Below are 20,982 nucleotides of genomic sequence, written 5' to 3' on the forward strand. Positions count from 1 at the left end.
ATCTTGCGATTCAGGGGCTTTTCGATATATGGCGGAGAGATAGGGACGCTCCATTTTATACGGAAATCACCATAAACCCCTACGCAACCTGGCTTTCATAATGATTTTACGTACAATAAATACGTACAACAGAAAACAGGTGAACAAAAATGGCCAACAACCTAGAACTTCAAGGAGGCACTTACCACGTAAGACTAGCCATCCCTGCGGACGTACAAAAAGCATTCGGCGGACGTCGCATCCTTTCGCGATCACTCATGACCGGGGTCTACAAAGAAGCCTTGGATCGCAGGCTACCGATCCTTGCAACTTGGAAAGCACAGATCAAAATCGCACGGGAAGGAAAACCGCTACCCGAGGACTGGCAAGACGCTGTGCATTCAGCGGTCGCCGAACTGGAGTCTCTGAAAAGAAACCGAAAGCTGAAGATCATCGGTGAGCAAGTACAGCCCCTGCCGGTAAGCGAGGAAGAAGTCCAAACCTTCAAGTCGCGAAATTCCGCCTTGACGGCCCTGATTGAGAAAATTGTCGAGCACGAGCGAGACAGCGGAGTCGACGGTGACCTACGCATCCAGGAAGTGCTGCATGGGGTGTTCAAAAAGGCGATAAGAAGGGAGATGACCGACAAGCACCGTTTTTCAACAGACGAGCGTCAAGAACTGGATGCCTTGATCAATAATCCCAGTGGATACACACCAAGGTCCCCCATCACGAAAGCAAGGCTTACCGAGTTCAGAACCTTCCGTGAAAATAGAAATGTCGCTGCCAAGACGATTGACCAACAACAATCCAAGCTTGAAAAACTGTCAAAATTCCTAACCCAAACAGGCCGCCCACTCGATTTTGACGCAGTGTCAGCGTGGCTTGATTCGTTTAGCTTGAGCAGCAAGACACTGACTCAGTATCTGCTGGCAGGGAACGTCTTTTGGAAATGGGCGATGAAGCACGATATCCGCTGGCGGATCGATTACAAGGGCAAGGCGAACCCCTTTGAAGACCACGACCTACCGAAGGTGCGAGGCAAGGATCGTGCTGACGCACAACGCAAAGACTTTGCACTCCAAGATCTCTCCAGGCTACATGCGGCAGCTAAATCCGAAAAGTTGCATGCACTCGCAGACCTGATTTTGCTTGGCGTCTACACAGGTGCCCGCATCGAGGAACTGTGTCAGTTAAAGACAGACAATGTGATTGATATTGATGGTGTTCAAGCTTTCGACATTACCGATAGTAAGACAAGGGCCGGTATCAGAGTCGTGCCTGTACATCCAAATATCAAAAACATTGTGAAGAGGTTGATCGATGATTCAGAGGATGGATATCTAATTGCTACCAACAGTCGTAGTAAGTATGGCATTCGCTCTGACCCGATGGTGAAGGCATTCGGCAGGCTCAAGGCTTCTCTAGGTTTCGGACCTGATCGTGTATTTCACTCAATCCGAAAAACGACCATCACTCAGCTTGTCAGGGCGAGCGTGCAAGGGACTTTGATTGCAGAACTGGTAGGGCATGAGGTCGGACAGACCACATTCGATGTTTACAGCCAAGGTTCATCCATGAGCCAGAAATACGAAGCGATTTCAAAACTACCAGTTCTGAACCCCGTCCGTACACCCGCTGTTAAATAGGCCAAAATGTTAGCCTGAAACTCACAGTGACGGGCAGCAATCCTCTCTAGAACGACTTTCAATCGGTGAATTGGATCAATTATCAAACAGCGCCCACAATGACTGCTCAATAAGGAGCATTTCGGTGCTTTCTGTTGGACCATGGCGGGACATGAAGCCCAAGCCCGGCTTGCCCCGTTTTTTATAGGCCCAATTATCCGCAGCGAAATGTGATCACACGTTGGCTGAAAGAGCACCGCCGTCTAGCGCTACTACAAGCTTGTAGAAAGCTGTGCAGCGCTGGTCACACAGGCTTGTGGCGGCGGTGTCAAGGAATTACTTGGTGCCTTACAGTCATCCCGCCTTGGGGGTGACTCCATAATCCTCCCCAGGTAAATCTGTCATTTCAGTAATGCGTTGAAATTCCTTCAGATATTCCGGCTGGTGTTTTGCCAGCCAGCGCACGACTGCTGCGTTAGTCAGCATATTGGTCAGGTAACCTTTAATAACCGTGAGATGGAGAACATCCGGTCCGTAGTCGTCTTCAACGACCTTGATTTGCATCTGCAAAGCGGCAAGCTCGCGCTCCAAGCGGGCGATGGACTCTGCTGATACTTGCTGCTCCGGCGCGGCCTTACACTCGAAGGCTAAGAGACTGGCCGGAGTTGCTGCAAGCAAGGCGTTGGCGAACATGACAGAGAAGTTCTTGTTTCCAACCATCAATTCGGCCGCTTCGATCTGCCGCAACGGTTTCATCTGACGGAGTATGTCAAACACCTTCGCAGGACAGTTGGTATCCGCAAGTATCGCGGCAGCATCTTCACAGATTCCGTTGAGAAGCCGGAAGCGGTGCTTGATGGTCAGCGGCGACAAACCTAGTGTCTTACCCAAACGCTCTGCCGACACGCCTCGCTCCATGGCTCGGACAATCATCTTGTGGTCTTGGACAGCAGACAGCCTATTTATCCGTTTGTTGTACGAATAAGTATCATCGTCAAGAGCCACGAGACAATCCACTTCCGATTGCCCAAGGTCTTTGAGAGCTTCGATGCGCAGATGGCCATCCAGCAAGAAATACTGCCCCTGACGCTTAGCGTTGGGCATGACAGCGGGTAGCTCAACCAACCCCACGTCCTGTACCGATGCAAGAATCTGTTGGTATTTAAGGCTGTTCTTGACTGCTGGACGTAGGATTTTCAAGGGCACAATATTTTCGATTGCTACCCTTACACACTCATGAAGAAAATCGCTTTTTGGTGAGGGAGATGGTAGGTGGTCTGGAAATTGTGTCATTTTCATTTCCCCATCTGCTGTATACGGGCTTGGACCAGCTTCGGCACAGACCCCAGTTTCTCGACTCTTAACAGATCGATAAATTCGCTGTTGTTCAGCAGCTCCTTCAGTGCCTGGATCGAGAAAACCAGACGATCATGCGTATAGGCTGCCTTCTTAACCATCAAGCGCTGTCGTTCGGCTTCTCGTTCGAATAACCGACGGAGATCGGCGGTTGTCATCCGCTTTTTCTTGGGCTGGCCGCCCCCCATTGGGTTGGCTCGAACCAGCTTGTCCTTCTTTGCTCGCAATTCCAGTAGATGCCGAAGAGTTGTTAACTTTTTCCCACGGATGCCGTGCTCGTATGCATCTTCAAGAAGGTTTTGAATTTCAGCCTCACTGCTCCTGGCGATATCCGTTGCCATGCTCAACGGAATCAAACCAGTCTCTACTGCGGCCAGTAGCTTTTCCTCACCGCGCTTCAGTAATCCGACAATCATATTGACCCATGAAGCAGTCACCCCGATTCGCTCGGCTATTTCTGTGTCACTGTAGCCACGCTCGCGCAAACGTCCGACTTCATTCATCAAGTCAATGGGGCGATGCTGCCGCCGAGCCACGTTTTCCACAAGGCTCATGACAAGGCAGTCCTCTTCGTTGGCATTGATGACAAACGCCGGAATCGTTGTCTGATTCAGCGCATGGAAGGCTTCCAGTCGGCCTTGTCCGCATACAAGGTCGTACTTGTGCGGCCCCCGATCTTCGGCTCGTTGACTAACTGTGATAGGTCGCTTCAATCCCACGTCACGAATATTGTCGATTAGTTCCCGGTGAATTCGTTTGTTCCTGGTTCGGGGGTTGAGCACATGGATTTGCGCGATGGGGATGAGTTCGACATGGTCACGAGAATAGGTGTTAGCGGTCATGAAACCTCCTTCAGGGGGCTGCGTGCGGCCAACTCGTCGAGAACTGCCAGAGTTTCGAACCTGAAGCTATCAATTAGAGCGCTGTTCTCTTCGACCAACCGTTGCGGCCACGCCCCCATATCGAGTCGTGGGATCAGGTAATAGTCCATGGCGTGCTGATTGGCAGGGTCCATCCGGATTGCGATGGTTATATCTGGGGACAGGGTGATGTCAAAATGTAACCGCCAACGCAGTGTTCCTGCCTGAGTTGGTTGGCATCGTGCGATGACAATGGAGGCTGTCCACTCTTCGTTGACGGTCAAAATGTCGCTTTCAGGATTCCGTTCCACTTCTGCGCCGACTCGCAATAGATGCGAGGCGACTTCATCCAGAATCTGGGGACGCCATCGACGTAAGGCGCGATTGATTTCTAGATACCGATAGTCCCTGTTCGGGGTGTATCCGATCAATGAGTATGCCCGCAGCAATCCACCGAATCGACTGATGTAGGTGGTACTGGATGGCATGCCTTCTTCTTCATCTATAAGCAAGCCTGAGAGTGATCCTGCACGCTCCAGTAACGAGCGGAGCATCGCGAGCAGCTCCGCATCGTCCAAGCGACGACTCCGTTCCAGAATGATTTCCCGAACCCTGGTGAACAGCTCAACAGAAATGATTCCCTGAAATGCGCCATTGCAGCGGACCCATAAAGCCGGAGCATTTCGTACGGTATGCTTTCGTAATTTGGAGGATGTTCGATTGTAGACGTTGTTGCCGATGTATTTTTCGTTGGTTAACACCTGATGAACGGTCCCACGGGTCCATGGGCGATCCAAATCTGTCGTCAATCCATTTACGTTAAGCCCTTCAGCGATGGCTCGTTCAGGCAGTCGCTCGTACACGAACTGCTGATAAATACGCTGGACCACATCAATTTCGGCTTGTGGGCCAGGTATGAGAATCACGCGGTCAGTCTGAATACTCTTGTGCTGACCGCGAGACAGCTCACCCTTATAGGCTTGGCGGTCATCTAGAAGAGCTCTACGCAATCCGTACCCTGCCGGTCCGCCCTGGTGAAAACCAAGTTGAACGAGTCTGCATTGCCCTGCAAACACCTTGGCAGACAATTCGCGGCTGTACTCGCCAGCCATCGAGCGCTTTATGCCCTTGTATATAGTCGCAAGGGGTGAGCCGTCGTTGTCGAAGGGCTCGGCGCAGTACACGACCTGAATCCCAGCCCGGGTACAAAGATATTCGTAATGCGCGCTTTCATCAGTATTTTGAAAACGGCCCCATCGGCTTACGTCATACACCAAGATGATTTTGAACCTGGCACGGCCTGCCTGCACATCATCGATCAAGCGTCTGAGCGCATCGCGACCGCCAATGTCTAATCCGCTCTTGCCTTCGTCTCGATACGTTTGCACGATGGCCATACCATGGCTCGCGGCATAGGTGCTGATTGCGGCAGATTGGTTTTCCGTCGAATAGCGCTGGTGGTCTGTGGACATGCGGACATACTCCGCAGCCGGTACCAAACCGTCGGGGGCGTGACTCGAAAATTCCTGAGAGGGGTTAGAGATCAATTTGAACTCCCCCGCCGATCTGAACGTTCGACAAGTCAACGAAGATTACAGGCACATTCGCAGGATTCTCTTGCGGCCAGACGGAAGGTCATTTGACGAGCGAAGCCGCTGTGAGGGGTATTCGAAAGGACACCGGCCCTGGGGTTCTCCTTACCACTAGTAGCCGATTAGGTACCATGCGAAAAGCTGCCCCCCGCCCCTAGGGGGGGCCAACCTCACGGGGCTTAGCGGATGCTCTGTGCGAGCTTCCGTCATGAAGGAGCTTGCTACCGGTCTTCGTGAAGCACATCACCAGAGTCGTTTCACGGTAGAAAGACTAACTCCGAGTTGATTAGCTACTGCGGATTGGGAAAGTCCATCGTTTTTAAGTGTCTGCACTGCATCTGATGATGCTGCTTTTGGTCTTCCCAGCTTCGTTCCCGCAGCCTTGGCCCGCTGTAACCCTGCTTGTGTACGTTCGATTAACAGGTCACGTTCAAACTCTGCAACTGCTCCGAGGACCTGCATCGTCATTTTCCCAGATGCCGACGTCAGATCGACGCCACCTAAGGCGAGGCAGTGAACCTTGATGCCTTTCGAATGTAGCATTTCGACGGTTGAACGCACGTCCGTAGCGTTTCGTCCGAGGCGATCAAGCTTTGTGACCACCAGAACATCACCGTCTTCGATCTTGTTTAGCAGGCTCTGGAACCCTCTGCGTTCAGAAGTAGGCACGCTACCACTGATTTGTTCTTCGACAATCCTGGTTGGTTTGATATCGAAACCAGCCGTCTTTACCTCATGCAGTTGGTTTGCGGTGGTCTGATCTGCGGTCGATACGCGGGCATAGAGAAAAACACGGCTCATGGCTAACACCCTAGCTCAAAAAGGTAGTGTCATTATGAGGGGCAGGCTCAAAACGTCAACCCCATATTTTTGACACCACTCTGAAGCAGATGCGGTGCTAGGTTCAAATACGGTCGTTTGTTGATCCCATTACTCATCAGAGGTCGAGGACTGACTGCCTGAGAACCGTCCTACCATAAGTCATCTCATAAGAGCGGGATTAGCTACACTCATCGTAGAAATGCTTTCTGATGGACTGCACTCAATCAGGGACTGATCAATGAAGCTTACAATTAATGTATTTCTTTTGAAGTCCGGTCGGACTATCTATGACGCATTATCTGATGAGCATGCAACTCAGCCACAGCAGTTTGAGATAGATAATACAACCTGTTTGTTTTATTATCAAACAAACCCTTCAAAGCCAAAATGGGTTGACTTGTTTAACGGTATTGAACAAATAGATACCACCCAAATGCGCGGAAGATCATTACAAGGTGTATTGGTTTTATCCGTGAACGAAAGGGTCTTCTGCTTCACATTTGGTCATGCTCGACACCTAATCGACAAAGCCTCAATCGAAAGGTACTTTGGATTAAGAACGGCTTTAAGCATGACCGACCCGCAATTAATTAAGTCAATCGACAAATCGAATATCGATAAAATTCCGCTACGATCTCGCTCACAATCATCAAAAAACCTTTCAATTTCAGAATTTGAATTCAAATTTGATTCAGAAATACTTAAGTCTTTAACCGGAATAGTTGAATCAACCGACGGCAATGAACACGAAGTTGTAAGCGGCTCGGACTCCCTCTCTTTACACACAGATGTACAACTCGCACAATTTCCGGAAATTGCAGAGCGCCTCATAACAGCATATGAAGATGAAAGAGGAAAAGAAAAATACCCTTGGATGGACCACATTGTTCCGATACGAGATGATTCTGTTTCCTCTGCACTAGATGAGTTACTAATCAATTCGGTGAATCAAGGTTTTTATGATGAATTCTGGATAGCTGCCCCAAGAATTATAGAGTATGAAGGCTTCTCAGGCTTTTCATATACGTCACAGCGTGGGCGAAACGGAAACGGACCAGTTGTGGGATTTGAGTTAGATTTACAACGCTGCCTGACCGAAAAAGCATTAGTTGGAAACCTTTCAGTAGAAACTGCAAAATCCACAAAAATCTATTTATATGGTGCAGACTACAACAAAATTGATACATGGACTTTATATGAATGCCTTAGTGGAGAAGTAGAATTTGAAGGAGGGAATTATCTTTTGAGTGAAGGCGATTGGTATTGCATTGATAATGACTATGCAAATCAAGTTAACCACTATTTTGACGTTTTCCCACGATCAGATATTGTCTTCCCTCGCTACAATGGAGCGCATGAGGGTGATTACCTGCGAAACATTTCAGATGGTATAGCATTCCACCTACTCGACCAGCATAATGTACGAGTCAATGGCGCCTCAAGTGTCATCGAATTCTGCGATATCCTTACATCAGACAATCACATCATACATGTTAAGAAATATTCCTCATCCAGTGTATTAAGCCACCTTTTTTCCCAAGCTTATGTTTCAGCAGAGTCTCTCATACACGCCCCAGAAATAATTGAACAAATTAATGCTCATCTTGCCACTCAAGGCACACATATATTTGAGTTTGATCCAGCCGTCCAGCCAAGACACAACCATATAGTTTTTGCCATTATGCAGAGTAGTCAAGGCGCATTGCACATGCCATTCTTTTCAAAGGTGAACTTCCGGCAATATTCGCAGCGTTTAGTGGCGATGGGATACCACGTTGAATTAGCCAAAATTGATATTTGATATGTGTTGTACATTGAACGAAACTCAATAGCCTGCTTTGTTCAAGCTGCTTTCAAACTCTTGAATTACATCAATAAGTTTGCATCCCAAAATTTTGCATAGGTCATGAATCTGAATTATATCCAGCCGCCTAACCCCTCGTTCGACATCACTCATGAATGATTGAGGGCGCCCCAAAGCCTGGGAACAGTCAGCCTGGGTCATCCCTGAATCGATTCTGCGAGCCTTTAGAATAGCCAAAAACATGTCGTGTTCGGGCCGATATATTGCTTTGGGCATGGGAGCTATCCACAAATGACAGCCCCATACGCTATATCTACTTTCCAGATATCTGATTTTCAGATATTTTATGCCTTGTACAGCAATCACCAATTCAAAACACAAGGAAACCGGGATGAAATTGTACTTTGGGCTTTTTTTGGCTGCGTTAAGCATGCCGATAGCTAGTCTGGCCGGCATCTTTGCCTTGGAGCTTGGCTACGTCTGGAATATACGGCAAGCCACCGGAGCTGGTGTCGGTGTGGCCTTGGTGATGCTTCTACTGGCACTGATTCTGTTCTTGTGTGGCATTCCATCAACCTTGCAGCGTCTGCGTGCAACGGCCAGCTCAGCCCCCAAGGCATAAGGACAAGCCGTGAAGAAACGAAGAAGTCTGTTGTGGCTGGCAGCGGCAATAATTGCAAACGCGTCTAACGCTGTATCAGCTAACCAAACTGGCAATGACACATCTGACCAAATGCTGTGGGCATTCTTGCTTGCGATCCCACCAGTGGCTTATGCCGCTAACAAATGGCGGTACTGGGGGATGGGCTTCAGGTACGGTGCTGCAAGCGGTACGGATTTTCTATCCGCACTGAAATGGTCATTGATAGCCGCCGCTTGGGTGGCAATCATGATGGGGCTTGCTTGGCTCACACATCAGAAATGATAACGACGATGATGAGTCTGTAAATCATAAAACTAGATGTTTGTTGTGGTCAGTAGGGGTGATGCTTGATGGCGGTCACCTCTGCTGATAGCAAGACTCACACCATTCTAATTTGATCGTTGGGAATTATGCGGATTTCTATTTTGGCCTTGGCCTTATTGCCAGCAGTTACGCTCGGACAGGCATTGAGTCAATCCGACTTGAAAGCGTTGGAAGATGCCAACGGCGTCAAATATTCAGGCGGGCTTTCAGATGCTTTTACGAATAATCAGCACAAAGGTTTGACTTGGTTCAAAAACAAGGCTTTTGAACTGGATAAAGATTTCACCATCAGAATGTGCGGAGATGGTCTGTGTTACATGCGGGATAGCAGTGCTTCCTTAATGCTTGCCGTAGAACAAGAAGAAGGTGACTTCAATGGAAGGAAACTAAAGGGACAATTGATCCGAATCATCGACACAGACATAGCCGGAACCATGATTGTCACTAGGCTGAGCGCGCATAAGAAAACAGCGAAACAATCAGTGAAGAAGCCAGTGAAGAAACCAACTATTGATGTAATCAAGCCAGAAACCCCTGATTTCAGTTCCCACCTTGACGAACTGATTATGGCACGGGCATCTGAAGGCTGGGCGCGTCCGCCATCAACACGAAATAGCATGACGGTAACGTTACAGATCGGCATGGCCACCGATGGAACCATTACATCAGTCGAGGTTGTAAATCCGAGCGGTGATACTCCGTATGATAATTCAGTAGTCGCGACGATAAGAAATATCGGCCAACTATCGGAGGTACAGGATATGAAGCCAAGTGACATCGCCAACTATCGATTGTTTAAAATGTCATTTACACCAGATGACTTGGCATTGTAACGCTAACATGAGTTATGTTTACGCATTGATCAATCTCACCTGCCGCATGGCTGGATTTAATTCAACAAAAGTTTCGAACTCAGAAGCCTTGAACTGCCACTCACATATAGCTAAATGGTACTTGGTACCAGGTGCATGGTACCAGTACCGTGATGGCACCTAACAGCTTCTGGCAGGCCTTATAAGGCATATAGCCTTCAAAGGCCTGCAGGAAGTATGAAAAGATACATCATGCCTTCTGTAGTGTCTTGTGGGTGCCATGACAATACAGTACCGAACCATGTAACATGCACAGACAGGTGAGCATTTTTTTGCAACGCATTAACGACACAGCGAATAGTAAACACGTAGGTCAAACTGAAAGAGCAAGAACCATTTGAAACCGTTAATAGCTTGATAGAACCGCGATGATCATCCACAAGACTTTAATACTTGTCTGACGTCTACATCGTCATAGTCGACCAGCGAGGTCTAAAAATAATAGAAGCCATCTGAACCAGATAGAATCATGTATCAAAAAATATTCATAAGAACGCAGTTCATGCGAAGCCGATAGGCGAGCATAAACATGAGTCGTCTAGGTCTATTTGAAAGCTAAAAAACTGTCAATATTCCTCGCCTAGCGGCTTCGGAAACACCTACGGTGTGTTCATCTGTTTATGTAAACTAATTCCTTAAAGAATTATAAGGGTTATGTTTACTTTTACTCAGGGTTGTTTGCGGTTTCCATTACCATCAACTTTGAACGCCTTGACGGAATCGCAAGACTCAATCGTTCTTTACAAATAGTCGTTCGTGATATTCGAGTTTCTGCCATGATCTCGTTGGTGCCAAATCCTTCTTTGATCATCCTGATCATTTTTTCCTTGCTTGGATGAGAGGTTCGCCCTTTGGGCTTCGTTTCACGATACGACTTGGCTAACGATCCATCAACAATAGCTTCGGGTAAATACTGTTTCAAATACTCGACAGTTGCATAATCTTGCACAAACAGAAAAACCTTGTTCTCTGGTTCCACGCTTAAGGTTCCGTCGTCTCTGTACATGCTTCGCAAACTGGAGCGGAATACATCTTGGAGTGTGATTTCAAGCTTGTAGGTGACCTCCCACGCCCTTAACATTGTTGGCAGCTTTGTGCCGTGAGATTTGGCAAGAAACTCCAATGATCGACGTTCGGGAGGCGTTGGGTTCCCATGAATGGCTACAAATACGTGATCGCAAAATTTAAGCGTATCAATTCCTCGACTATCAAAGTCACATACAATAATATTTGACCCGTAAAAGTTTTGCGCCCACTTGTGGGTGAACAGCAGGCACTGATTATTGCCCAAATACGTTTTCACAGAATTGATCATCACGGATAAATTTTTGATGTTCGGCTGTAGTTCGCTTTCAGCGTTGACGAGGCTTTTTGAGAAAGACGTACCCTGCGATAACATAGGGAAAATTCTAATCGACGGAAATACGTTTCTGGTCGGCGGCGTGAACACTGATGTAGTGTACACATGTTCATTCAGCTTTCTATAATAGTCGAACACACTTCCGTCAACGGTCGCTGTCAAAAGATGTGTTTCTTGTGCCGCAGCAAAACGAGGAAAAAAATCTCTTTCATGAATAATTCTGATTGTTCTATTTTTTCTGCTTTGGCCGGAAATATCATTTATCGCGTTATCATCGACAAATACCGGATAGTCGTTATGCAAAGCATCGTAAACATCATGCACGTCATCACTGAGTGTGCTTGCTGTCTTTGTAGATGTATTCGACCTTGAAGATTTGTACGATTGCAGTTCATCTTGTACCATATGACGCATTCCGGCTTTGATTCGCACCTCGCCATCTACGCACTCGATATATTTGATCTGGTTGAATTGGTCGAGTTTGAACGTGTGGTGCTTGAGGCTAAGGACTGCAGGTGTTTCATCTACAACCAATATCCAGTCTTTCAAATGTTCCGTCGAGCACTTATGAAGAGTGGCATGCTGACAGATAACAAACGTTTCGCCGCTATTTGGCATCAATGCGTCATTTAACATGCGTACAACATTCGCCTTTGCCCTAGTGCTCGAATCAACACGTGTAGCTTGAAGGTCCGTTGGCAAACGCTCCATAATTGCATCGGCCAACGGAATTGTCGGCAGGGCATAGAGGATTTTTTTACCAGAACTGATGATCTTTTTAGCTGCGCACAAGAAATTGTGTGTTTTTCCGCTACCTGGCAGTGCGAGAGCCAGGTGTATTGTTTTTTGTATCAAATATATTTCCTAATTTTTTCGAGCCGCAACATGCCACCCGTTTAGGGCCCATACTACTATACACTGACGACCCGGATAAACATTCAGCACACTTTAACTTTAACTTATAACAGCATGGCATCGCGCATGCCTGATTTTTTTGATGCAATCGTTACAGAGCACGTCATTACTGAAGCAATACCCATACACAGGCCAACTCAGAGTATTTCTATAAAAATGATACAACCCCCTAAAAGCATTTTTGATTTCGCATTCTTAATTCGGCTTCTTACCCCATCAATTCCTCTCACTCCTACCTGGCTCATCCAGATGTTTGTTCCTTGGGATGCCAACCTCGCTGAGAACGCTCCAACACTATTTCAATAGATGCCCCTGTAGATGGCAGCACATGTGATCAGCTATGGCAAATAGCATGTCCCTCTTCTGATGAGATCACGATAGACCTTACCATCGCCGTCCGTTAAAGCTCTGGCACGGTCCAGCTCAGCAAGGTTTTCTGCTACCTGCTCTGCCTTTACCACGAGTTCCATTTTCGCTCCTTCCAATGAAAAAGCCCGGCTCAGTGGCCGGGCGCGAAAGTCAGGCGGTCCCAATGACCGCAAGCAACTGCTCACGAACACCACGGCCTTGCTCATCCTTCTTTTGAGCCATCAGATACAGACCTTTCCCCGCAGATTTTTTGGCCCAAAGCTCACCAATCAGACGCTTCTCTTTGCTGTCATCGTTGCTCACACGGTCGCCGCCCTTGTATTCAACCACGAGCAATCGGCCGTCTTTCAGCCTAACCACGAAATCAGGATAGGTTCGCTGAGTCGCGGTAGGCATCCAGAACTGGGTTGCGTGAACGAGGTTCCGCACCCAAAAATCGACTTCATCCAACAGCTCGATTGCCTGCGCACAGAGGTATTCCTCTGCATCCTCGCCCTTCGATGTTTTCCAAGGAAGCATGCCGGGGAATGGGTAGTAGTGCTTCTTGAACTTGAATGACCCAGCGTAGTACGAAGTAGCCGGGTACAGCGCCATGTCTGCGGGATAGGTGAACGCATGGTCCGGTTCTGACGAAGTGACCAGCTCCAAATCATCATGGAACAGAGCCTGCTGGAATCCCTGGTCGTAAGCTTTTTTCTTCGCCAGCAGCAACTGTTCACCCAGCTTCCTGCGAAGAATGAACTGACCTTTCAGAAGCTGCGACAGTGAGAAGCCGCGATCCTCCATCAGCCCGGTAACAGCTCGACGCAACCATTCGCGAAGCACTGGCTGTTTGATTGATGGCTCACGAATTTCCTGATCCAACCAGCCAATCAGGTCTGATGCGGAGCGGTCCTGTGCGAAGCCGGGAAGGTAGGTCTGAACATCGTCCTTCATGTTCTGGAACTGGACGGTTTTATCATCCAGATACACCTCGAACGTCATGCTCGCTTCGTCGAAGCGGAAGGATGATAGGTCAGGTGGAGACGACAGCAGATCCCAGCTAAACGATGCGGAAACCGCGCCACGGTCAACCAGCTCAAGCTCACCCTGCTCCACCGAATAAAGCCGTGGAACCTGAAACACCACGCCTCTTTCACTTGGAGCTTTCGCAGCCACGGTAGCTTGTTGATGACGCTCCACCTCAGCAGCAACCGCCGCTTTTTTCTCCTTGCCAGAAACCGTAGAAACGATGGCTTCGACGGTCAGTAGGTCGAGTTCGTCTTTCAGCTCAACGACACCGCCGATTCCATCAGCACCCAGCACAAACTGAACCCGCTCATGATCACGCTCGGGAATCTTCGAAAAGTCAGGAGCTTTCGCTACGAAGACCCGCGATACAGGAAGCTCAGGAGTACCAATCTGACCACCCTGCAATGCCAGCTCAGGAGTCTTCTCCTTGCGGATGGCGGCAGCAGCTTCCATCGGGTTAAAGCCGATGTTGATGAGTGACTGTGTAAGCTCACCTGCAGCCCGTCCAAACGTATCAGTGGTGACGTGAGCATACGCTTTGCTCATCGCGTCCTGACGCCGAGGAACGGCATACGGCATGCGCAAAACACGACCAAGAAGCTGCTGAATATCCTTGTCAGATTTGACCTGCGCTACCGAGCAAAAGACATAGGCAAATGAGCAGTCCCAACCTTCTTTCAGAGCCTGCTTGGTGATAATGATTTCAATAGGACAGTCGTTGGCAAAGAGGTCGATTCCGTCAATTTCCCGCGTGGTGCCCGTCGCGATAGCAATCGCTTTTTCGTCCACACCGTCAGTGTCGATGAGGTGCCGCTTCACCTCTTCAACGGTGGCTTCGCTCTTGGCATTTTCAGCCTGAATTAGCAGGATTGGACGAATGTACTCAGGTTCATCCAGCGCGGTTTTGGCGAGGCTTTTTCGCCGTGCTACGGCACTGCTGACCGCAACCTGCCATTCCCCGTTGTGCTCCTTGAGGATTACAGGGAATTTGATCATGTTCTCTGCCTTCAACTCGAATGCAGAGACGCTGACCAGTACGTTCGAACTGGACACATCAGGAGTGGCTGTAAGCTCCACCACTGCCTTTGGCCCAAGACGCTCGTAGACAGTGTATGAAAGCGGCGTTGTAGCGTTATGTGCTTCGTCCATGATAACCAGCGGACCATGAAGCTTGAGAAGGTTTGCAAATGACGCGACCGCTTTCCCGTCTTTCCCTTTATCAAGGTGTTCGAGTTGACTTGCAGAACCTGTGAAATGCCCCTCAAGGTCTTCATGATGCTCGTAGACCTTTCGACCTTCTTCTTTATCGACACGCAGTGCTGCCACAGTGGAGATAACCACACAAACCTTAGTTACCAGATCTGCCGGACGAATCCGCGTGAACTCCGCTACGTCGAACACTGCAACCTGACCGCCAAAGGCGTCATTAAGCTCTTGGCGATACGGGTGACGATGGTCACGAAACGCTTCTATGGTTTGGGTCTTGATCTGAGTCGTTGGGACCATCCAAAGAACGACAGGGTATTGACGTTCGAGATAGGAAGAACCACAGATTTGGATGATGTGGGCACCCATCACCGTCTTGCCACCGCCCGTAGGGATGCGGAGACAAACATAAGGGATTTCAGGCAAACCCGGCATCAGCTTGTAGTCGCTGACAAGCCCGTCATCTACGGTTTGCTCAAACGCCTTTGATGGTCCTTCCAGACGAGCCACGTCGAGGAATTTCTCAAGCATCGACAACGCGCGGTTTTGGTAAAGCTTTAGCGTCAGAGCCATGATCAACGAGCCTTAATGTCGTATGGGGTTTGCCGGAAGGTAATTTTCGATTCCAGAAGTAGCTCAGATGGAATTGCGCACGCCTCTCCGTAAATCACCATAGGACCATCAGTCTTCGGCAACGCCTTGAGAATCCGCTTGGTCAAGACGTTGCCGCCAGCCGCAGTCAAATCACCGAGAATGCCGTTGAATAGGAGGTAGTAAGACGTACCGTGATTCTCACCAAGGAAAGGGGATTTTTCGGCAGATGACGACCGAGCGGTGCCGGTTTCAGCGAACCATACGTGAGCCGCCAATTGCTCGAAGGAAATACCTTCCCTGATGTGACCGGAGTCATCGAAGACAGGAACGCCGAGCTTGTAATAGCGATAACCGCCACCTCCAATCCATCCCATAGCTTCGGAGATACCGCCTTGCTCCCCGTCAACGACCTTCTGGAGTCGTGGACCGCAGAAAAGCCGAGCGTTCGCAGACATTTCAATGCCAATCCAATTACGTTTCATCTTGTGCGCCACGGCAGCAGTCGTGCCAGAGCCTAGAAAGCTGTCGAGAACCAGATCACCGGGTTTACTCGCCACTTCCAAAACTTGCCTTAGCAGGCGTTCAGGCTTCGGAGTGTCGAAGGCTTCCACATCCTGAAACAGAGCCAAGATTTCCTTTTTGGCTTCCTCGGTAGTACCGGCATCCGCAGCATGCCAAAGGGTCATGGGCACCAGCCCCTCATCCTCCCATGGGAAACGCTTGATACGAGGTTTACCTTTCCCATCCTTGGGGAAATAGACACGGTTTTCTTCGCGGTATCGATTGAACACAGATTCCACCGCGCCCCAGCACCGACCTTTCGGCGGCAGATGCACATCACCTGAATCGCTGGTAATTGGGTACATCTGATTAGGTCGGAATCCCTGCGCGGAGAAAGGGATAGATCGCCAAGGTCCACGAGGATCTTGGTCGGCATTCCCGTAGCCCTTGTCGTTGGACGGAAGCAGATTCCGGTACTTCTTCCACTTGGACGCTTCCATTTTTGCGTACACAAGCATCGTGTCATGAGACGAGCCGACAGCCGCCCGGTTTTCGCGTGATGTGCGCTTTTGCCAAATGATTTCAGCGATGAAATTCTTCCGACCGAAAATCTCGTCGCAGATAACTTTCAGGTAGTGAGCTTCGTTGTCATCGATGGTTATCCAGATCGAGCCTTCCTGACTCATCAGCTCCCGCAGAAGCTCCAGCCGGGGGTAAATCATCGACAACCACTTCGAATGCTCTAGGTTGTCGTCATACCGTTCGAACGCTGATTTCGTGTTGTACGGAGGGTCGATGAAAATGCATTTCACCTGACCAGCGTAGTAAGGCAGCAGGGCTTTCAAGGCGTCAAGGTTGTCGCCCTCAATGAGCATATTCGGAGAGTCCGGCTCTCCATGAGACAGTTCAACAACCGGCTCAAGCAGACGGTAAGGCGCAAGGGCAGCCCGCGTCAGGTCGGCATCACGGTTGAACCAAGACAGTAGAGGCATTCGGAGAGGTTCCAAGAGACGGCAAATCAATCCTCTACTTTACCTGCTTTGGAGGTCCGCCATCCATCGCACCATCGGCTCAAGGAGACCGGATCAGCGAGCAGAAGGCTCTAACTCGTCCTGTTCACCCCCACCCTCGATGCGAGCAGACCACCTGGAGCTCAAATGCCTTTCCAGGTCGTCTACAGCCGTACAACACTCTCTGACCAGTCATCCGAACCTTGTCAGAACCAGGTGGCACATTGATAGCGACTCGCTGCATTTTGTGATCCAATTGGAGGCAAGGTCTCTCAAAAAAAGGGCGCTACATGGCTACCACTGTGATCAATGCTTTTAACGAATTCCTCCAAAATTCCGTTAATTTAGATCCCGAAGATACCAAAGCTGCTCGACTGGATAGAGATAATTTACGAAGCCGAGTCCAAGGTCTGCAAACCACAGTAGATTATTTCCCATACCTTTATACCGACGCAGACATAAATTACGGGTCATTTTCACGGCGGACCAAGAAAAGGCCGCTCGATGACGTAGATATGTTTTTTTGTCTAATGGCGCAGGGAGCGACGTATAATGACTATGATCCAGACAATATCACGCTCAGCCTCACGGATACGTCCAGCAGGCTCTATCAGTACACAAAAGACGACAACAAAACAATAAGCTCGATAAAAATTCTCAACAAATTCAAATCAAGTTTGGCAAATATCTACCACTATAGAAGCGCAGAGATAAACAGGCGACAAGAAGTAGTGTTACTAAACCTGATAAACAAGGATTGGTCGTTCGATATTGTTCCATGCTTCCTAACCGTCGAGCAGTTCGGAAAAAACTTTTACATCATCCCTAACGGTAGCGGTGATTGGAAAAAAGCCGACCCGCGCATCGACAAAAATCGAACGATCACAATAAACCAACAGAACAATGGCAATTTGCTTAACGTAATAAGAACGGTGAAATTCTGGAATAGCCGTGCGACAATGCATACGATGGGTTCATACCTATTAGAAAATATTATCTTAAACTACTATCAACACCGAACGGACTGCTCACAATTTGTGGATATGCCCTTGCCAGCTATATTCAATCATATTTCATCGGCTGTATATCAATACGTTGCAGATCCCAAAGGTTTTCAGGGTGATCTTAATACCCTTAGCCTCGAGCAAAAAATGAGTATCAGTGCCCGAGCTAGCCTTGACTGTCAGAGAGCTACTGAAGCGAGACGCTTAGAAACAGAAAAGGACCACAAAGGGTCTATCAATAAATGGCGTGAAATTTTCGGCAACGAATTCCCCACGTATGGGTGACAGCATGGCTATCAAAGACAGACAAAATACCTATGAAAACATTCAGAAAATTGCTGCTTTCAGAAGGCTGTACTCTATAGCTAAGAAATACAACAACGGCTATGTCATGCTCAACGTTGTGATGATGACCATTTTAACATTCTTGTCTATCGGACTGAACTCCGAAGAGCTTGCAAAATATTTCGATTTCCAACAGCGGGATTATTCGAACTGGTTAGCTGTAGCGTCAATCATTGTCTTAACCATAGACAAGCTGATTATTGGCGAAAAAATTGATTCGACGAGAGAGCTGGCTGCGAAAATTCAGGAAAAATTTGATAGGGAAATATTTAATCTTGGATGGAATAGCGCCTTAGCTGGCTCGCAGCCGAGAATCGAAGACATTGTTAAACATGGTGAATGGTATCTCAGAAAACACACAGACACGAAACTGCGAGATTGGTATGCCGTCGATAGCGACGCAGTTCAACATAAATTTCAAATCCTGATCTGTCAGAACTCTTCGCTTTATTGGGACACCAACCTGCGTAAAAGAATAAATTACGCAGTGCTAATTTTCGGCATTCTGATATTCGCAGCAGCTCTTATCTTGTGCTTTGCGTTTGACCTTTCTACATCGGCAATCGTTACGAATTTGACCGCTTTGCTTGGTCCAATTCTAGACTATGGTTACAATACCCTAAAAGAAAATAAAGCCTCTATTTCCAATTCAGAACGGTTGCTTGAATGCCTAGATCAGTCACTTACCAATGCAGCACAGAACCATAACGACGCTGAAATTTATAAATCAATTGAAGCAATTCAAGACCAACTGTATGTAAAACGAAAAAGCGACTGGTTGATTCCTGATTTTTTCTACAAAATCCTACGTAATTCTGATGAAAACGTTATGCGCTTAACCACACACCAACTTGAAGAAAGATTTAGGTAATTACTAATTTTTCCTCTAATGTTTTTTAAACTTACCACATTTTCATTTCACTTCACTTCACACGAGTGAGACTATCCATAGCCGGTTGCAGGAGGCCAAGAGATGCATCCGCTTTCAGAAGAAGTCGAAGCTCTACAGCACATGTTGGTCTCGCAAGCTACGGGCGGCAACGAGGACGACGCCACGTATCTGAAGCTCAGGCGCACGATTCTCGACGACCCCGCTCTTGCAGCGAGGGTCCCACGGTTCGTGAGCACCTGCCGCAGTCTCAGTCAGTTTTGGCAATTCATCAAAACAAGTACGGCACCTATGCCGAGCGCCGAACCTACCTGTGGGACGAGTTCCGTCCGCTTTTGGAATCCGTCGAAAAAGGAGGTTCGTCACCAGCAGACTATGTGGTTACTGGTGCAATCGAGCGGTTCGATTCTGAGCATGTGAGGGTTGCTTGGACGAAATCGCTGGAGCGGCGCACTACGGACCCCGAAGGTGCGATCACAATGGCGCGAACCCTTCTTGAGTCTGTATGCAAGCATATTCTTGAGGAAGCCCGGACTGAGTACGACGAGACGCCGGATCTCAACAAGCTTTACCGCCAGACCGCTGAATTGCTCAAGCTTGCCGCTTCCCAACACACAGAAAAGGTCTTCAAGCAGATCCTTGGCGGCTGCACGTCAGAGAAGGATTGGGCGCTTTGAGGAACCGTCTGAGCGATTCCCACGGCACCGGAAAGGCTGGTGTGAAACCAGCTCCACGCCATGCTGAATTGGCCGTGAATCTAGCTGGCTCACTCGCCCTGTATTCAGGCGCTCCAAGCCCTGAATGACCAAAAGAACGCGCTTGAGGATTTGATACGCCAGAAGCATGTATGAAAAGGAGCTGAACAGGCAATCAAGAGCCAAACGTGTGACCTCGTGACCTGTAGACGGCAAAAAAATTACGTACTATCTCTACGTACAATGACCAGGAACCAAAAACGAAAAACCCCCGCAAATCGACGACTTGCGAGGGTTCTATTCGTATGGCGGAGAGATAGGGATTTGAACCCTAGGTACTGTCGCCAGTACAACGGATTTCGAATCCGTCCCGTTCGGCCACTCCGGCATCTCTCCAGTGGCGCGCATGATACCAGCAGTTTGCCTAAAGGCAAAGCCTGTTTGCGAAAAAAATTCGCGTGGTATCAGGCGCTTGCGTGAACTTGCCGCTTACAGCGGCACGCCCAGGCGTTTGGCAACTTCTTCGTAGGCTTCGATAACGTCGCCCAGACCCTGACGGAAGCGGTCCTTGTCCATCTTCTTGCGGGTTTCTTTGTCCCACAGACGGCAGCCATCCGGGCTGAATTCGTCACCGAGGACGATCTCGCCGTGGAATACGCCGAACTCCAGCTTGAAGTCGACCAGCAGCAGGCCTGCGTCGTCGAACAGCTTGTTCAGCACTTCGTTGACCTTGAGCGACAGGGCTTTCATCTTCACCAGTTGCTCGGCGGTACCCCAGCCGAAGGCAACAACGTGGGATTCGTTGATGAACGGATCGCCCTTCTCGTCGTTCTTGAGGAACAGCTCGAAGGTCGAAGGCTCAAGCTTGATGCCCTCTTCCACGCCCAGGCGCTTGACCAGGCTGCCGGCGGCGTAGTTACGCACGACGCATTCAACCGGGATCATGTCGAGCTTCTTGACCAGGCACTCGTTGTCGCCCAGCAGCTTGTCGAACTGGGTAGGAATGCCGGCTTCTTCAAGCTTCTGCATGATGAAGGCGTTGAACTTGTTGTTCACCATGCCCTTGCGGTCGAGCTGTTCGATACGCTTGCCGTCGAACGCCGAGGTGTCGTTGCGAAACAGCAGGATCAAGCGGTCAGCGTCGTCGGTCTTGTAAACCGACTTGGCTTTGCCGCGGTAGAGTTCTTCACGTTTTTCCATGAT

General features: G+C 48.8%; 17 protein-coding genes, 1 tRNA gene and 1 pseudogene. 9 read left to right on the top strand and 10 right to left on the bottom strand.

Features of this window, described 5'->3' with window-relative positions:
- Nucleotides 1-149: 149 nt before the first annotated feature.
- Entirely contained in the window at nt 150-1,628 is a 1,479-nt protein-coding gene (locus ACO6VD_RS03065) for a tyrosine-type recombinase/integrase (RefSeq protein ID WP_422416975.1), read from the top strand.
- A gap of 333 nt (nt 1,629-1,961) precedes the next feature.
- Here the strand turns inward: ACO6VD_RS03065 and ACO6VD_RS03070 are convergent, their stop codons facing one another.
- The 4 genes from ACO6VD_RS03070 to ACO6VD_RS03085 all read right to left on the bottom strand — a co-directional run bounded on the left by ACO6VD_RS03070 (nt 1,962) and on the right by ACO6VD_RS03085 (nt 6,216).
- A complete protein-coding gene (locus tag ACO6VD_RS03070) occupies nt 1,962-2,906 on the bottom strand; it encodes a plasmid partitioning protein RepB C-terminal domain-containing protein (RefSeq protein ID WP_422416976.1) in 945 nt (314 codons plus the stop codon).
- Complete coding sequence (locus tag ACO6VD_RS03075; protein WP_422416978.1) at nt 2,903-3,805, bottom strand: plasmid partitioning protein RepB C-terminal domain-containing protein; 903 nt, start codon at nt 3,803-3,805, stop codon at nt 2,903-2,905. The genes ACO6VD_RS03070 and ACO6VD_RS03075 overlap by 4 nt, the downstream gene beginning before the upstream one ends.
- On the bottom strand, nt 3,802-5,322 hold the full coding sequence (locus ACO6VD_RS03080) for a recombinase family protein (protein ID WP_422417005.1): 1,521 nt from the start codon (nt 5,320-5,322) through the stop codon (nt 3,802-3,804). Before ACO6VD_RS03080 ends, ACO6VD_RS03075 begins: the two co-directional genes overlap by 4 nt.
- A 336-nt stretch (nt 5,323-5,658) precedes the next feature.
- Nucleotides 5,659-6,216: a recombinase family protein gene (locus tag ACO6VD_RS03085; protein WP_422416980.1), complete on the bottom strand. Its 558-nt coding sequence runs from the start codon at nt 6,214-6,216 to the stop codon at nt 5,659-5,661.
- Nucleotides 6,217-6,475: 259 nt separating this feature from the next.
- On the opposite strand from ACO6VD_RS03085, the gene ACO6VD_RS03090 reads away from it, so the two are divergent.
- On the top strand, nt 6,476-8,038 hold the full coding sequence (locus tag ACO6VD_RS03090) for a TIGR04141 family sporadically distributed protein (protein ID WP_422416982.1): 1,563 nt from the start codon (nt 6,476-6,478) through the stop codon (nt 8,036-8,038).
- Between the two features lie 24 nt (nt 8,039-8,062).
- Here the strand turns inward: ACO6VD_RS03090 and ACO6VD_RS03095 are convergent, their stop codons facing one another.
- Nucleotides 8,063-8,317 carry a helix-turn-helix domain-containing protein gene (locus tag ACO6VD_RS03095; RefSeq protein ID WP_422416983.1) on the bottom strand — a complete coding sequence of 85 codons (255 nt, stop codon included), beginning with the start codon at nt 8,315-8,317 and terminating at the stop codon, nt 8,063-8,065.
- Between the two features lie 115 nt (nt 8,318-8,432).
- Here ACO6VD_RS03095 and ACO6VD_RS03100 point away from each other — a divergent pair, with 115 nt between their 5' ends.
- The 3 genes and pseudogenes from ACO6VD_RS03100 to ACO6VD_RS03110 all read left to right on the top strand — a co-directional run.
- Nucleotides 8,433-8,663, top strand: a complete 231-nt coding sequence (locus tag ACO6VD_RS03100) for a hypothetical protein (RefSeq protein WP_422416984.1) — start codon at nt 8,433-8,435, stop codon at nt 8,661-8,663.
- 9 nt (nt 8,664-8,672) lie between these two features.
- Entirely contained in the window at nt 8,673-8,966 is a 294-nt protein-coding gene (locus ACO6VD_RS03105; protein ID WP_422416986.1) for a hypothetical protein, read from the top strand.
- 596 nt (nt 8,967-9,562) lie between these two features.
- Nucleotides 9,563-9,841 (top strand): annotated as a pseudogene (locus tag ACO6VD_RS03110) (TonB family protein); the annotation flags it as partial.
- A gap of 703 nt (nt 9,842-10,544) precedes the next feature.
- On the opposite strand, the gene ACO6VD_RS03115 reads toward ACO6VD_RS03110, so the two are convergent.
- The 3 genes from ACO6VD_RS03115 to ACO6VD_RS03125 all read right to left on the bottom strand — a co-directional run bounded on the left by ACO6VD_RS03115 (nt 10,545) and on the right by ACO6VD_RS03125 (nt 16,828).
- Nucleotides 10,545-12,095, bottom strand: coding sequence for a DEAD/DEAH box helicase (locus tag ACO6VD_RS03115; protein WP_422416988.1), 1,551 nt, complete (start codon nt 12,093-12,095; stop codon nt 10,545-10,547).
- 579 nt (nt 12,096-12,674) lie between these two features.
- On the bottom strand, nt 12,675-15,314 hold the full coding sequence (locus tag ACO6VD_RS03120) for a DEAD/DEAH box helicase (RefSeq protein WP_422416990.1): 2,640 nt from the start codon (nt 15,312-15,314) through the stop codon (nt 12,675-12,677).
- Nucleotides 15,315-15,316: 2 nt separating this feature from the next.
- Nucleotides 15,317-16,828, bottom strand: a complete 1,512-nt coding sequence (locus ACO6VD_RS03125; RefSeq protein ID WP_422416992.1) for a site-specific DNA-methyltransferase — start codon at nt 16,826-16,828, stop codon at nt 15,317-15,319.
- Nucleotides 16,829-17,136: 308 nt separating this feature from the next.
- On the opposite strand from ACO6VD_RS03125, the gene ACO6VD_RS03130 reads away from it, so the two are divergent.
- The 4 genes from ACO6VD_RS03130 to ACO6VD_RS03145 all read left to right on the top strand — a co-directional run bounded on the left by ACO6VD_RS03130 (nt 17,137) and on the right by ACO6VD_RS03145 (nt 19,889).
- Entirely contained in the window at nt 17,137-18,135 is a 999-nt protein-coding gene (locus ACO6VD_RS03130; protein ID WP_422416993.1) for a hypothetical protein, read from the top strand.
- Between the two features lie 4 nt (nt 18,136-18,139).
- Nucleotides 18,140-19,066 (top strand): S-4TM family putative pore-forming effector, encoded by a 927-nt coding sequence (locus tag ACO6VD_RS03135; RefSeq protein WP_422416994.1) that lies wholly within the window; start codon nt 18,140-18,142, stop codon nt 19,064-19,066.
- A 278-nt stretch (nt 19,067-19,344) separates the two neighbouring features.
- Nucleotides 19,345-19,761, top strand: a complete 417-nt coding sequence (locus ACO6VD_RS03140) for a hypothetical protein (RefSeq protein WP_422416995.1) — start codon at nt 19,345-19,347, stop codon at nt 19,759-19,761.
- Complete coding sequence (locus ACO6VD_RS03145) at nt 19,758-19,889, top strand: abortive infection family protein (protein ID WP_422416996.1); 132 nt, start codon at nt 19,758-19,760, stop codon at nt 19,887-19,889. The genes ACO6VD_RS03140 and ACO6VD_RS03145 overlap by 4 nt, the downstream gene beginning before the upstream one ends.
- Nucleotides 19,890-20,085: 196 nt before the next feature.
- Here ACO6VD_RS03145 and ACO6VD_RS03150 read toward each other — a convergent pair.
- Nucleotides 20,086-20,175, bottom strand: a tRNA-Ser gene (locus ACO6VD_RS03150).
- A gap of 93 nt (nt 20,176-20,268) precedes the next feature.
- The gene (gene purC, locus ACO6VD_RS03155) at nt 20,269-20,979 is read right to left on the bottom strand and encodes a phosphoribosylaminoimidazolesuccinocarboxamide synthase (protein ID WP_038613804.1); all 711 of its coding nucleotides are present in this window, start codon (nt 20,977-20,979) and stop codon (nt 20,269-20,271) included.
- Between the last annotated feature and the right edge of the window lie 3 nt (nt 20,980-20,982).

The organism is Pseudomonas sp. GZD-222 (assembly GCF_049310525.1).
GTDB lineage: Bacteria > Pseudomonadota > Gammaproteobacteria > Pseudomonadales > Pseudomonadaceae > Aquipseudomonas.